At 40.5% G+C, this 14796-nt stretch carries 10 protein-coding genes; 6 read left to right on the top strand and 4 right to left on the bottom strand.

Annotated elements, in window-relative coordinates:
• Window positions 1–51: 51 nt before the first annotated feature.
• Window positions 52–2715, bottom strand: coding sequence for a PQQ-dependent sugar dehydrogenase (locus tag BVH04_RS18295; protein ID WP_086542920.1), 2664 nt, complete (start codon window positions 2713–2715; stop codon window positions 52–54).
• Window positions 2716–3268: 553 nt separating this feature from the next.
• Between BVH04_RS18295 and BVH04_RS18290 the strand changes: the two genes are divergently transcribed.
• From BVH04_RS18290 to BVH04_RS25530, 3 genes are all read left to right on the top strand, one after another.
• Complete coding sequence (locus BVH04_RS18290) at window positions 3269–4519, top strand: LVIVD repeat-containing protein (RefSeq protein WP_086542919.1); 1251 nt, start codon at window positions 3269–3271, stop codon at window positions 4517–4519.
• Between the two features lie 4 nt (window positions 4520–4523).
• A complete protein-coding gene (locus tag BVH04_RS18285) occupies window positions 4524–5150 on the top strand; it encodes a hypothetical protein (protein ID WP_140160612.1) in 627 nt (208 codons plus the stop codon).
• Between the two features lie 449 nt (window positions 5151–5599).
• Window positions 5600–5824, top strand: coding sequence for a hypothetical protein (locus BVH04_RS25530; protein WP_086542917.1), 225 nt, complete (start codon window positions 5600–5602; stop codon window positions 5822–5824).
• A gap of 598 nt (window positions 5825–6422) precedes the next feature.
• On the opposite strand, the gene BVH04_RS18275 is transcribed toward BVH04_RS25530, so the two are convergent.
• Both BVH04_RS18275 and fahA read right to left on the bottom strand, forming a co-directional pair.
• Window positions 6423–7925 carry a hypothetical protein gene (locus tag BVH04_RS18275; protein WP_086542916.1) on the bottom strand — a complete coding sequence of 501 codons (1503 nt, stop codon included), beginning with the start codon at window positions 7923–7925 and terminating at the stop codon, window positions 6423–6425.
• A 269-nt stretch (window positions 7926–8194) separates the two neighbouring features.
• Window positions 8195–9463 carry a fumarylacetoacetase gene (gene fahA / locus BVH04_RS18270; protein WP_086542915.1) on the bottom strand — a complete coding sequence of 423 codons (1269 nt, stop codon included), beginning with the start codon at window positions 9461–9463 and terminating at the stop codon, window positions 8195–8197.
• Window positions 9464–9868: 405 nt separating this feature from the next.
• On the opposite strand from fahA, the gene BVH04_RS18265 reads away from it, so the two are divergent.
• The 3 genes from BVH04_RS18265 to BVH04_RS18255 all read left to right on the top strand — a co-directional run bounded on the left by BVH04_RS18265 (window position 9869) and on the right by BVH04_RS18255 (window position 13670).
• Window positions 9869–11749 carry a CocE/NonD family hydrolase gene (locus BVH04_RS18265; RefSeq protein ID WP_086542914.1) on the top strand — a complete coding sequence of 627 codons (1881 nt, stop codon included), beginning with the start codon at window positions 9869–9871 and terminating at the stop codon, window positions 11747–11749.
• Window positions 11750–12052: 303 nt separating this feature from the next.
• Window positions 12053–12550, top strand: a complete 498-nt coding sequence (locus BVH04_RS18260; RefSeq protein ID WP_205635883.1) for a DUF6398 domain-containing protein — start codon at window positions 12053–12055, stop codon at window positions 12548–12550.
• Between the two features lie 553 nt (window positions 12551–13103).
• Entirely contained in the window at window positions 13104–13670 is a 567-nt protein-coding gene (locus tag BVH04_RS18255) for a cupin domain-containing protein (RefSeq protein WP_086542913.1), read from the top strand.
• Window positions 13671–13853: 183 nt separating this feature from the next.
• Here BVH04_RS18255 and BVH04_RS18250 read toward each other — a convergent pair whose 3' ends face one another.
• Entirely contained in the window at window positions 13854–14327 is a 474-nt protein-coding gene (locus tag BVH04_RS18250) for a GNAT family N-acetyltransferase (protein ID WP_086542912.1), read from the bottom strand.
• Between the last annotated feature and the right edge of the window lie 469 nt (window positions 14328–14796).

Raw genomic sequence — 14796 nt, 5'->3', positions numbered from 1 at the left:
AGTGCTTTAAATCATACCTTCTATTACTACAAATTAAAGAAATCGTTACACTCAATTTTCAAACTCCAAGGTGTTCATATTAAATGTACTCCAGATCGAAATAGGCTCCTCAGTCACGTAAACAAAGTAAATATCTCCAAAATAGTCAGTAGCTGGAATAATAAAAGGAGCACCAAACCAGCCCTCTTCTTGACCGGAAGCAGGTCGGGAATCTTTAGTTAGAATGCCTGTTTCTGCTATAAGTTTCCCATCAGGAGATCCTGCACGAACCTGGATTTTCCCTTTGGTATTTCCAGGCATGATAGAAAGTGTAATCCTCTTGATCTGATTGAGATCAATTTCTCTAAACAAAAGCCAAGAACCAGATGAAGTGAATTGCACGTACTGCTGATCTTCAGGATTTGCCCGTGCTACATTTTCAATACCATCAGCGGTGTATGCAGAAACTTTGGTATTTCTCAATTTCAACAGACTAGTAGTCTTTATCGGCTCGATGCCATTCGCTCCTTGGTCTTCATAGGAAGCCTGCACCGAGTAGAATCCTTCAGAATCATCGGTTTTTTCAATCTGATATTTCCCAGAAGCAGGCAGCCCAGATATCACATTTGGATTGGCGATACCTAACACGAAGTCAACCATCTGTCCAACTCTATTTTCATCCAAATGTGTGTGTCCAGGCATAATCTGCTCACCCCAAACTCCCGATCCACCATTTCTGACTTTATTGATCAGGTACGATTTTGCATTTGGATCGTTTTTGTATTTCTCAGACACCGACGTATAATCAGGCCCTACTGATTCATTGCTGATTCCATGGCAAGCTTTGCACCCAGCTTCATTGATGTAGGTCTCACCAATGCTCAAAATCTCTTCTTGGTGTCCCATTTCTATCAGATCGTAGCCACCTTCGAGATAATCAACATTCAAGTTGATCTGAGAAGGATCGATCTGCCCATCCTCTTTATCGGTAGCTGTGACAGCATAATTGATAGTCTCTTCACCAAAATAGAAGCTCCGATTTCCTTCCCAATCAATCGAAACCTTCGGCGCATCATTTCCCACTTTCACCTCTAGAAACGAACTTGCAGTCTCTCCCTTTAGATCTGTAGCGGTCAATTTCACCTTGAATACACCCGGTTCATTAAAGGTATAAGATGGATTCTCATCGGTAGAAGTAGCTCCGTTATCTCCAAATTCCCATTGAAATTTGACCGCATCATCAGTATCTAAGTCTTGTGTTCCAGCTGAAGAAAAATTCACAGTCAAAGGTGTTGCACCAGTACTTTTGTCAGCTGATATTTTCACCTCCGGATTTCTATTTCCTTCGGAAAAAACAATTCTATAAAGTCCAGAATCATCGTTATTCGCACGCCAAAAAGTACCATACTCCAGCACATACAAAGAACCATTTTTGCCAAATTGCATATCCATAGGCTTCTCGAAATGTGTCTCCGGCATAAAGCGCTCCATGGTATCGTACTCAAAATTCTCCGTCAGGCTAACTGTGAAAATCCAGTTTCTCATCCAATCATAGATGAATAGCTTCTCATTGTAATACCCCGGAAATCTAACTTCAGAGTTCTCATAATCTTCCCGATAATATACCTGACCAGCCATCGCATTTCTTCCGCCTTGACCAATCATTGGAAATTCCTCTGATTCGGCATAGGGATAATAGATCAAAGGCGGCTTGGCGACAGGTAAAATCTCCATTCCTGTATTGTTGGGAGAAGTATTCTTTGGAGCAGTTGGATCAAACTGAAACAAGCTTTCGCCTGTAGCAAAATCATATTTCCAATAGGCATAATTATTTCCCACAAAATATGGCCAGCCATAGTATCCCGGCTCTGTCGCCATATTGATTTCATCATAACCTCTTGGGCCACGACCTTCTTTATCCTCCGACCCATCGGGGCCTACTTCACCCCAAAACAAATTACCATTGTGATTATCAATTGAAAATCTAAACGGGTTGCGATTGCCTTTAATATAGATTTCAGGACGGGTTTTGGGCGTGCCTACAGGAAATAAATTTCCTTCAGGAATAGAATATCCACCTTCGGGGTTTGGCTTGATCCGAAGAATCGCACCTCTCAAATCATTGGTATTTCCCGAACTTCTCTGAGCATCCACGTTTTTAGGCTGATCCTGACGCTCATCGATTGGATTGAAATTACTCGACTCGAAAGGTGTGGAATCATCCCCTATTCCCAAGTATAGATTCCCCTGAGAATCAAACTCCAAAGACCCGCCAGAATGGTAACATCCTCGAAAAAGATCAACATCGAGAATAATCTCCTCAGAAGTCAAGTCTAGGGTATTGTCAACAAAGTCAAATCTTGAAATTCTGTTTAAAGCGGGTTCAGAAGCTGGAGCATAATATAGATACAACCAGTTATTCTTAGCAAAATCCGGATCTTTTGCCATTCCCATCAACCCATCCTCCCGCTCTGGAAACACGTCCAATTCACCCACTACTGAAGTTACTCCCGATTCTGCCTTAAAAAGTTTCAGTTTACCATGTCGCTCGATGATCAACACATCACCATTATCCAGCACCTCGATCTCCATAGGTTCATTGAAATTCCCTGCTAAATGAATTTTCGTGAATCTTGATTCATCAGGCTTTAGGATAGCAAAGGGATCGTCTTCTTTTGTCGTGCAACTCCAAAAACTCAAACTACAAACTGCAAATAGGAACAGGTATTTTTTCATGCTAATTACTTAGATTCATACAGATCTTGAAGGTAAAGAAATCTGAAAAACTCAGTGAGAGAATATGATTAAAGGTCTGAATTCTAGATTGGGAAAATTTTCTTCGATTGAAACTCTAAGTCTTACCTAGTCAATTTAGAATTTGTCCTACCTCGGATATTCAGATGGTTTCAGTTACAGAGAATTGACATCGAAAAATCTATCCCAAGTCTTACCCTTGATCTGTCAATCCTAAAACAAGACTTTCAGAAAAAATGTTTATGTAAGAATACTTCACAAACGTAGCTGAAATCGACATGCTCTCATGAAAGATGGTTGCTCAGCCTACTATCGGGTAAACATGCCCAACAGAAAACATAACATTAATCCCTACTACAAAAGCACTAGCCTGTCCTCCGAATGATTAGACAACTATGACCTTTGTAGTCTTAGTGGTAAAAAAAAACTTTCCAGAAAAAAACTCCAAATCAAATTTTTTTACTTCCTCTGTAGCATATCCTTGTTCGGTTTCGTCTGAAGATTATATACATTTATATCACTAAAATCCAGATATATGAAATCCTACTACGCACCTTACTCCCTACTTTTCTTGCTGTCGATTTTGGTATTTTCCTCCTGTCAAGATGATGTTACTACTTCCTACACCTATCGCACCATGATGCCTGTATATCTGGAAATGAGCGACGTAAGAGCAAGAATCATCACCACTGAGCCAGCCCAACCGTTAGACAATCCAGGTAAAATCTATATCTATGGAGATTACCTTTTTATTAATGAGCCCACTAAAGGCATACATATCCTGAATAATTCGAACCCCGCTGCTCCGATCAACTTAAGCTTCATACCTATAGCCGGCAACGTGGATATGGCAGTCAATGGCAAAATTCTGTACGCCGATAATTATGTGGATTTACTCGCATTTGACATCAGCACTATTAGCAAAATCAAGCTTGTCAAACGTGTGGAAGATGTTTTTACACATATGTACCACCATGAAACAGGTGAGATTATTACTTTTCGTGACACCGTAATCACAACAGAAAATCCTACCTGGGAAACAAATGGTGGGTGGCTTATGGATTCTAGGATGAGTTTTTCTTCCAATTTTTCAGCTGCCGCCCAAAGCTACGGGACAGGTGGATCAATGGCCAGGTTCACGCTCTCAAACAGCCACTTGTATGCAGTAGATGAGTCAACCTTACGTGTATTTGATGTAGAGACTCCAGCTGATCCCACTTTCGTCAAACCAATTGATCTAGGCTGGGGGATCGAAACTATCTTCCCTTTTCAGGACAAGCTATTTATAGGATCGAACAACGGAATGCATATCTACGATGCCAGCACGCCTAATTCACCAACCCGCATGGCGGTGTACGAACATGTCCAGGCTTGCGATCCTGTAGTAGTAAATGCTGACTTTGCTTTTGTGACGCTTAGAAATGGCAATGCTTGCTGGAATGGCGTGAATGAACTTCAGGTCATCGATATCAAAGACCTGTACCAACCCAAGCTTAAAAAAGCCTATTCTATGCTCAATCCCCATGGCTTGGGATTAGCTGGAGACTACCTTTATATAGCAGAAGGGACTCATGGACTGAAAAGCTTCAATGTAAGTGACGTAATGGCCATTGATCAAAACCAACTCGAGTTTTTGACCAGCCAAAAGTCGGTTGATCTGATACCTGGCCCTAAATCTCTGATTGTAATCGGTCCTGATGGCGTTTGCCAATTTGACTATAGCAACCCTTCCAAATTGAAAAAACTCAGCTGTATCCAGGTTAAAAATCCAGTCAACTTTTATTGAGAGGATGATGTCATACAACACCAAACTTCTATTAATCGTTTTTTTACTCTTCAGTGTCAAATGTCTGGCTCAGGAGAAGATTTATTTTGGCCAAACCGAAATCGGATTTTTGTACGGTCGAGGTGTGGAGCAATGGGACGGAAATCATGAAGAGCGAATTGATGTCAGTTTCATGACTTTTCATGGCGTACACCTCAGTAAAAACAACGTCATTGGATTTTCTGCCGGATTCGATCAATATGATGAAATCTCCATCATCCCTATTGCTTTGGGATGGAGGGGATTCCTAGGAAAAGAGGGCAAACCGAAGATTTTTGGAGGGCTGGATTTGGGAGGAGGCTCAGCGGTATTCGAAAAAAAAATAAGCGATGAGTGGAGTAAAAGCTGGTACGAAGGTGGATTATTAGTCAGTCCATCGGTGGGTATTAGCTTTCCTTCGAGAAAAGATAAAACTGCCCTTTCTTTCAGTTTTGCCTATAAAAGGCAGCAAATCTCTCAATTTTATGGAACTCTGTCGCGAGCGGGCACTCAAAGAATCGCGACAGATCTTCTACCTCCAGAATTCAGTTCTTTAACAGAAAACAGCTTCCTATTTCGAAGCTTTGTATTTCGTGCGGGACTTATGTTTTAAAAAAAAATCGCTAAGCTGTCAAATCTCGAGTCCAAACTGAACAACCTTTTCATTGCTATTGTCTTCACAAAAACTTAAATACAAACAGTATTTTACTAGAATTTAAAGTATGTCACATGTAGAATCGTAACCCATTACTACTTCTTTTTTCTTTAACTGTGGCGGTGTGAAGTCTGAGGTAACGTGTTCATTTTTCTCTTAACCATGCATATTTCAACTAATGCCCTTGCTCACATGAGCATGGATAAAATCAGTGTCTCTTGTAGCAAAGGCCACATTGAAATTGGTTAGAAACTCCTTGTTTTATAGAGTTTTTATAACTGGTATTAATTTGAATTTTAGTCATTTTGTTCTGTTTGCATGGATGGCTTGTGCCTCAGCCAGTCATAATAGGTGCTTCTAGAAACTGCATAAACTTTGCACATCCTCTCAACAGCAAATTCTTTTTTATGAGTGTTCGCTTTGTTGCACGTTCCGGAAAAAAGCTAAATCTTGATTCTAAATCGGATCAAATTCCTCCTTTCTCTAAGGGGGTAAGGGGGATTTTAGGAAGCAAATCAGTATTAAATATAGCAACGTGCAGGATTACGGATACTCATTTTCTTTTTGGTGGCCTTTCACAAACCCGAATATTTGTTGATGCTCTTGGAGAAGGTTCTTACAGCCTTTTTTAGGATGTCCCGATCAATCTGTGCTTCTTTCAATTCTTTCTTCGGTTCGGTAAACTTACGCTACTCTACCGTGAGAACAGCCTTCCCGATACCTGCAAAAACACAAGTTCTACTTCTGGCAAATTCCCTTCCCCAGCGCAGGATCATATCTGATGGAATATTCATTTCACGACCTACTTCCTCGGAAGTCTTCCCGGTTCGGTATAACTCTACTGCCCTTAACTAAAAAACTTTGTCAAAGATCTTCTTTCTCACATCATTTCTAAGTTATGAGGGCTTAACCTAATCTGCAATCTATAGTAGCTAGTCCATTCTTCTTGTTTTAACCTTAGAATACGGGCAGGCTTCTTGGGGCACTGGCGTTAATTCAAACCTCAATTTACCAGGGAAAACTACCCTGATCTACGCGTTCTCTTCATGAGCTTCGTGGCTAAAAAAAAATCCAGCTTATGAATAAGCTGGATAACTGTACCCCCTGTGCAAACCTCGGTTAGTGAGCTTGTGGAACTACTGTGTCCAGCGTGGTAAAAAGAACGTCCACAAAAAACCACTACTCCGGTAGTACCCGGGAGTAGTGGTTTTCCCTTTAAATCATTGCTCCTTAACCTAGTAATAGAGTCAAATTGCGATGAGTATTGTTGTATCCCACCCAAGAATAGCCATTGGTTGTTCTTGCAGATACCGATAGTACAAAGCTATACGCGCAAGATTGTGGTGGTCTCCAATTGCCTGATGCAGGAATTAGCTTATTAACGAACCCTGCCCAGTTTCCTTTGGCAGGAGTATAACCTTCAGAATAAATCGAGGCGGAAAGACCTGCTCCATAGGTAGCATAGAAGCTTACTGAGCGGAGATTCCCTTCCGGGTCATTAGCCGTAATCCTAAAATTCAACCCATCCGGAGCTGCTCCAATAGTCTCAATAGCACAGGCAGACACTTCACTGCTACCATGCTTCACACTTTCTATGATGGTAGACGGCACATGGTTATCGATATACAACTTCAACTCCTGGACAGCAGCCACATCAGTTGTACTAGATCCTACTAAGAAAGTCACTTTTATCCTGTAGAGCCCCGGTAATAGTGCAGTTGTAGGGAATTGAATCAACAGATCATCTATAGAGTAATCCGTAGCGGGATTTGCCAATTGATAATAACCATAGGCTGATGCAGCAAATGATTCCAAAGCATAGGTAGAACCCGTCCAGCGGTAATTAGACCAATTGCTAATCAACTTAGTGAATGAACCACCTGGTGGGGCTATTTCTACTTTGTATTTTCTATTTCCAGCCGTCCAGAGTTGCTGCATTTTGGTTCGATTTCCTATCAAATTCAACGTACCGCCAAATGCAGCATTCTCTACAAAGTGATAATATCCAGAATCAGTAGTTGCCCGACCAGAAGCGTTGATTTTTGTAGTTGGGATCAACCCTACACTTCCGACCAAAGGTCCCAGATCCGCAGAAGGAATCGACGGTTTTCTGCTCAAAATCAACTGTCGAAGCTTGGTGAAATCTGTGTAAAAATTACCCGGAAAATCTGTCGTAAACCCAGGGTTGCCGGATTTTACTCTAAATCCAAAATAAGTATACGGAGTACTAAATGGCCAATGAAGTGCCACATTGATCTCACTGAGCTCTAGTCTGAATTTCCAGATTCTATGAGATACATCTGAATTTGGACTAGCTCCAAACTCTTGAACCACGGCAGAATTGGAAGGGTCAGCCAGCAAGCCTGTCCATGTGCCCGGACCTAGATATTTCTGTCTGCCGAGTTTGTTTGGCTGACCAGGGTAAAGTCCATAGTTCACATCTACTCCCGAAGTAATCGCACGATCACGATTATTATCGAAAGTCAACCAAAAGTAATCATTGGTACTTGCATCATTTCCAGTATCTGACACTACATCGAGTGTGAGGTAAAGAAAATTCGCATCGTTTTTGGCCATTACATAGCCTCTTGAGAATTTGAGGCTACCGGCACCATCCCAGTCACCAGCCATCACAGGCTTATTGATGTCCACGGGGTTTACTGCCCACTCGCTCCGTAGAGGGAAGGCAAAAAGAATTGGAGTAGTAATAGATAAATTTCTAAGCTTAGCCATAGGGTTTAAGAATTATTAAAATTTAAAAAGGAACAATTGTCTCCTAAAAAAATGAGACATGAATGAAAATTACAATCCCGATTTATTCTTATAAAAGACTTAAAATTTTCGGGAACCAACGAATATCAGCACTTGACAAAATCAATTCAATCAATTGATATTCAACACTTAATAAATTTACAGATTATGATGAAGAATACGAGAGAAATGGGCATAAAAAAACCCTGACTTGCACTAAGTCAGGGTTTAAATTTAGTATTTTTTGCAAATCACTTAGCTGGTAGAACTTTAGCTTTTACCTCTCCAAAGCCAACTCTGATTCCATCTTTCTCTGCAAATCCTTTCATAATCACTGTATCGCCGTCTTCGATAAACATTCTTTCTGCCCCAGAATCAAGCTTAACAGCTTCTTTTCCATTCCAAGAAAGCTCCAACATCGACCCAAAAGAATCTGGCTCCTGACCGGAGATAGTTCCAGAAGCCATCATATCACCTACATTGATATTGCAGCCATTCACCGTATGATGTGCCAATTGCTGGGCTACATTCCAGTACATGTTTTTAAAATTGGATGTGCAGACTTTGCTGATCTTATCTTCTTCAGGCTGAATGTATGCTTCTAATTGAATATCGAAGCTGTGAGGTTTTTCACATTTCAGATAATCCAAAACTTCAGGATCTTGTACAGGACTTCCTACTTTGAATCGCTCCAGAGCTTCCAAAGTCACCACCCAAGGTGAGATCGAAGAAGCAAAGCTTTTCCCTAAAAATGGCCCTAAAGGCACATATTCCCAAGCCTGAATATCACGGGCAGACCAATCGTTGAAAAGCACAAATCCGAAAATATAATCCTCCGCATCAGCAGTGGAAACAGAATCTCCAAGCTTGGTAGATTTGCCAGTAATAAATGCCAACTCTAATTCGAAATCAAGCTTTTGACTTGGCCCAAATACCGGTGAGCCTGTTTCTGGATCTTTGGTCTGACCTTTTGGTCGAGTGATCGGCACTCCAGAAGGAATGATAGAAGACGCTCTTCCATGATAGCCTACAGGGAGATGCTTCCAGTTTGGTAAAAGTGCGTTTTCTGGGTCACGGAACATTTTGCCTACATTGGTCGCATGCTCTTTACTGCTATAGAAGTCCGTATAATCGCCGATCTTCACTGGCATTAGCATAGTTGCTTCTTTACGGTGCAGCATCACTTTTCCCCTTGCAGAATGATCTCTCAACTTTTCATTATCTGCCAAAAGTAAATTTTGAACCCGCTCCCTGATTTTTTTGGTAATCACCTTACCTAATCCAATCATGGCATTGAGCGAGTCGGTTAGAAACACACCCTCGGGCAAAAACATATCCGAAAAGAATCCTTCCTGATCCAGAATACTCAAATCCACAATCTTGTCCCCGATTGCTATTCCTATACGCGGACTTAGTTTTTTATTCTGAAAAATTCCGAACGGGAGATTATAAATCGTGAAATCAGAATTTTTTGATACTTCCACCCAAGTAATGAGGGTTTTGGTTGGGCTGTCGCTCATGGGTAAAAATCATTGTGACCGCAAATTTAGCTTTTATGTATGAAATCAAAAGAGTAAAAAAGGAAAGATTGGTATTTCATTTTCTAACTCAGGTCATAAGTCTTTGGGTTCTTGACCTTTGGAACGGCACATCTAAATTTCAATTAATTCTCAAAGAATGAAATCGATTAATCGTACCTACCAGAATACTATTCCTCTCGACTTAATTCGACAAGCTCACTATTAAATGCTCGGGGATCTGATCCGTTTTTGAAGAATGGGGAGTGAGGTAGTAGATGCCAGACACAACTTATCTAAACTGATGCGGACACCATTAATTCTAAACCATAATCAACCAACCATCATTTTTCATGCCTCCAATCCGATCTCTTCGCTAACTTAGATGGAAATTGAAATCCTATCCTAATGAAAAATCTTTATAACATCTTCCTGACCCTCCTACTGGCTATGTTCATTTCCGGCTCTTTTGCTCAGGAAAAAAGCATCATCGATCAGCTGGATGAAGTTGCTATTGTCGATCAAAAAGTCATGATGCCCATGCGGGATGGCGTGCGACTGGCTACAGATATTTACCGTCCAAAAGGTGAAGGTGAATACCCAATCGTATTTTCCAGAACTCCCTACAATTTCAATACCTGGGGAGATGGGGAAATGAATACGCGTACCATGCAATCCGCAATCGATTGGGTTAAAAAAGGCTATGCTTTCGTAGTTCAAAATGAACGTGGAAGATATTTCTCTGAGGGAGATTGGGATATTTTGGGCGTTCCGTTGACTGATGGATACGATGCGTTTGAGTGGATGGCCAAACAAGACTGGAGCAACGGAAAGGTAGGAACACTAGGTTGCTCGTCCACTGCCGAATGGCAAATGGCTGTAGCTTCTCTCGATCATCCGGCTCTGACTGCACTTGTGCCTCAAGGGTATGGAGCCGGAGTCGGCAAGGTTGGAGACTTTTGGGAGCAAGGTAATTGGTACCGCGGTGGAGCTGGACAGATGCTTTTCACCAACTGGCTTTATAGCGTACAACATGATCCTATGGCTCCAAAACTGCCAGAAGGCATTAGCCAAAAAGATCTGCTAAGACTTCAGCGTTTCTATGATATGTCTCCTGAGTATCCAAAAATAGACTCCAAGGCCGCTTTGAGTCATCTTCCTATTCAGGACATTATCAAAAATCAAAATGGACCTATGGGAATCTACGAAGAGATGATCACCCGTAAGCCAAATGATCCAAAGTGGTTTGACAGTGGATTGTATAATGACGAAATGCCTTTTGATACACCTAGTTTCTGGTTTGTATCTTGGTTTGATGTGTCGGCTGGTCCAAACATTGCGATGTTCAATCACGCCAGAGAGAATGCTGTTTCTCAGCTGGCCAGGGAAAATCAGTACCTGGTAATTGCGCCTGTTTTACATTGTTCTTATACTCGCGCTACTGAAAATACCATGGTAGGTGATCTGAATGTAGGTGATGCTCGCTTGAATTATGATGAGATTATTACTGCTTGGTTTGATTTGTGGCTGAAAGGAGAAAAGTCTGAAACGATGGAGGAAATGCCAAGAGTCCAATATTATACCATGGGCGCTAACAAATGGCAAACTTCAGACGTATGGCCTCCTGCTGAAGCTGTGATGACCACTATGTATTTGGATTCTGAAGGCAATGCAAATACACTAAACGGAGACGGAAAGCTTACTCCTAAAAAACCCAAAAAAGACAAACCTGACACCTTCAAATATGATCCGATGAATCCGGTGACTTCTTATGGTGGAAATGTTTGCTGCACCGGAAATGCACTGGTTGGAGGATCTTTCGATCAATCTGAGATGGAAAAGAGGGATGATATTCTGGTTTATACTACGGATGTACTGGAAGAGGGAATCGAAGTTTCAGGCTTTATCGAATCTTATATATACCTCTCCTCTGATGCCAAAGACACGGATGTGACGATCAAACTAATCGATGTGCATCCTGACGGAAAAGCTTTCAACCTCGATGAAACAATCCAGCGAGTTCGCTATAGAGAAGGCTACGACAAAGAAGTCTGGATGGAAGATGGCGAAGTCTATGAAGTAAAAATGACGCCGATGAGTACCTCCAATTACTTCGACAAAGGACACCGAATCCGGATCGAAGTCAGCAGCTCCAACTTCCCGCGATTCGACAGAAACATGAATACCGGTGGAAATACCTACGATGAGACTGAAGGTGTAATCGCTACCAATTCCATTCATCATGGAGCAAAGAGTCTGAGCAGAATTGTGCTGCCGATTGTGAAGTAATTCTACTTTCTTCGCACCAACGAATATTGTTATCGAATTAGCTACACACAGGGTGACCTAAATTTCTTAAAGAGAATACTTTGAATTGGTTAAGAATATTAATGAGTTTGCTACTTTCATTACATAAAGTATGGAAATGGATGCTGCTTATGGACTGGAGACACAAGGCAGTTTAAGGGAATGTCAAAAATGAAATGATAGAATTTTAGATACTAGTGCGCTGGAAGGAATACTAATTAAATGATTCATTGCACCCTTATGGCAAACGTGTAACGACAAGACTCACTTCAAACAACAGTAAGAATGGACAAACAAAAAATAAAAGAACAGCAACAAAAAATTCTTGAGCTTGTAAGAGAATTTTGTAGTAAGAAACTGGACGAAGATTATTTTGAACTTTCAGAACGGCTGATCCAGAAACTTGGACGCAAAAGGAATGTTCCTTTCGCAACTGGTCAACCGCAAGTATGGGCGGCTGCAACTATTCATGCACTTGGAACAATTAATTTTTTATTTGATAAATCTTTTGAGCCATATGTATCCATTGATGAAATCAACGATTTTTTCGGGACTACTAAATCAACAACAGGAAATAAATCAAAACAAATTCGAGATTTGCTCAAACTTGACAGATGGGATAAGGAATTCTCTACAAGAAGGATGAGTGAAAGTAATCCGTTTTCTAATCTTGTAATGGTTGATGGGTTTATTGTTTCTGTGGACACATTACCGGAACAGTATCAACTAGCAGTTCGCCAGGCAAGAGCAGAAGGCAAAGACATTTCTTTTACGACAAGTTGAAAATCCAGCCAACAGGTGATTAGCCGGCTGTGTCTAATAAGCTCCACATCCTGCCCACCTGAGCGTAGAATCCAGCGTTGGGGCTACGTGTAATTTGTAATTATACCTTCATATCAATATGAATTTATAATTCGAATTAAATATCTCCTTGCAAGCCCAGCTTCTTGAGAACCAAGACAATTTCAGCCGAATAATGTCCAGGACTGTCATGCAACTGATAATGTAAAGCTGTTGCTGCACGACTTCTAAAAGATCTTTTGGGGTCTGCTGATAACTTAATGAAATTCAGTTTTGGTCGGACGGGTAAGAAAAAACGGATTTATAAAGAAAAGACTGGACTTTCTTATCCAATTGAGTTTTACCTTGATATTGAATATTTTGATTCTCCGCTTTATTACCAATAATGTATGCTTTACCAAACGAGCGAAGTCGAGGTGCGAGAAATTTAATTTAGCTACTGGTGTGATTACGGATAATCATATTGAGTAAATTATATTAAGAAAAAAAAACACAGAATTTTGAAAATCCCACGAATCATCTAAAATTCTAATAAATGAAAAGAAAAGGATTCATTACAGCACTTCTTACATTCGTAACAACGCCATTTTGGGGGTTTGCCTCAATGGAAAATAAATCAGTAAGAGAGGACAAAGGATTTAAAATTAGTGCGGGAGAAGGCCGATTGCACGGGCACATAAAACTTAAAGGTGTTAATTCCAATATTCTGGATGTTAAAATATCGGGTAAGGACACCGATGGTGAATTGGCAATATTTGAACAGACCTCGCTTTCTCAGGGACGAGGAACACCATTACATATTCATAATTCACAAGACGAAATATTCTACATTATTGAAGGGGCCTACTATTTTCAGGTCGGGGATGTAAAATATGATTTAGCCGTGGGAGATAGCATATTTTTACCTAGAAAGATTCCACACGCTTGGACTCAAAAATCAGAAAAGGGTAGGATGACTGTGATTCTGCAACCGGCAGGAAAGCTGGAGGATTTCTTCGTGACAATGGCAGCATTGGACCACGAACCTACCACAAAAGAAATCGAAAATATTTTTGAGGAAAATGAAATGCAAGTTGTCGGGCCAACTTTGAAGCTGGAATAATTACAAATCAAACATTTACTTTCCAAATAGGATTGAAATAATTGGTGCAAAACCGGAATATGTTAGATGCTCTGAAAACAAACAGGGCGTAAACCATGACTTCTGTTGACTTCTCTTAGTTATTTCCGATATCCTACTTATACCCCAAAGCTCAAGGCCGTCAAATCAACTGGTGGTTCTTCTTTAGTAGTCATCTTGCAAACTATTTCTGCCAAACGAATAGGTAAAATGTGTTGCCTTGATTTCACTGCTAATTGGTGTCTTTCTATAAAAATTAACTGTATGGATATCTTCCGTTTCAGCTTGAACGAATACTTCATTAAATCCATTCTTTTGGCAAAAATCATTTAATGTCGCAATTAATAATCTCCCAATTCCCTTTCGCTGATGGTCTGTCAATACTGCAATGTCATAAATGTATGCGGAAGGTTTTTCAGTGTCGTACCTTTCCAAAACATGTGCTGTAAGACCTCCAACTAGTTTATCGTCTCGCTTGGCCACAAATACTAAAAAACTTTTATTGCTGAGTAATTTTTGTAAATAGGTCTCTGTCGGAAGTGAAAAGGCCTCCCACTCAAAAGCATCTAAAAAAACTTTAATCAAGTCTGAAAAGTCCTTTATGTCTCTAGGAGTAAGTTTTGCTATTTCTACTTTCAAATAATTATTTTTTGACGTCTCTTTTAATTGGACCAAAATGGTTTCGATCTTTGCGTTAGGGCCGGTTTCGGAGGGCTACTCTGTCATACAAAAAAGAATCATAGGTACTTCATGCTTATGCGGCTTTTATTCACGTGGCATTTGTTCATGAATCTTCATATCTCTCGCGCGAAAACCACCTCATACTTGGTCTATATTCACCATTCAAGGCATAATCACTCATTTTCCATCAGGCGGGCTGAAGTGGAAACCACAACATTAGTGTATTTAATTAGCATTAGCTCAAGACGACGATTTTGCGATACCAACCCCACCTTACTCAAAGCTAGAAAACGTTATCGCACACGCTTTTGCTTCACAGCTAAATAATACTGGGAGATAGGAATCAAATTTTTTAGTATAGTTGCATATTAAATCACACACACATAAATGACTTTTTTACATTAAAACACATTATTTTAATTACTTA

Source organism: Algoriphagus antarcticus (assembly GCF_002150685.1).
In the GTDB taxonomy this organism is placed as follows: Bacteria; Bacteroidota; Bacteroidia; order Cytophagales; family Cyclobacteriaceae; genus Algoriphagus; species Algoriphagus antarcticus.
This window is presented reverse-complemented; position numbering and strand designations above follow the sequence as displayed.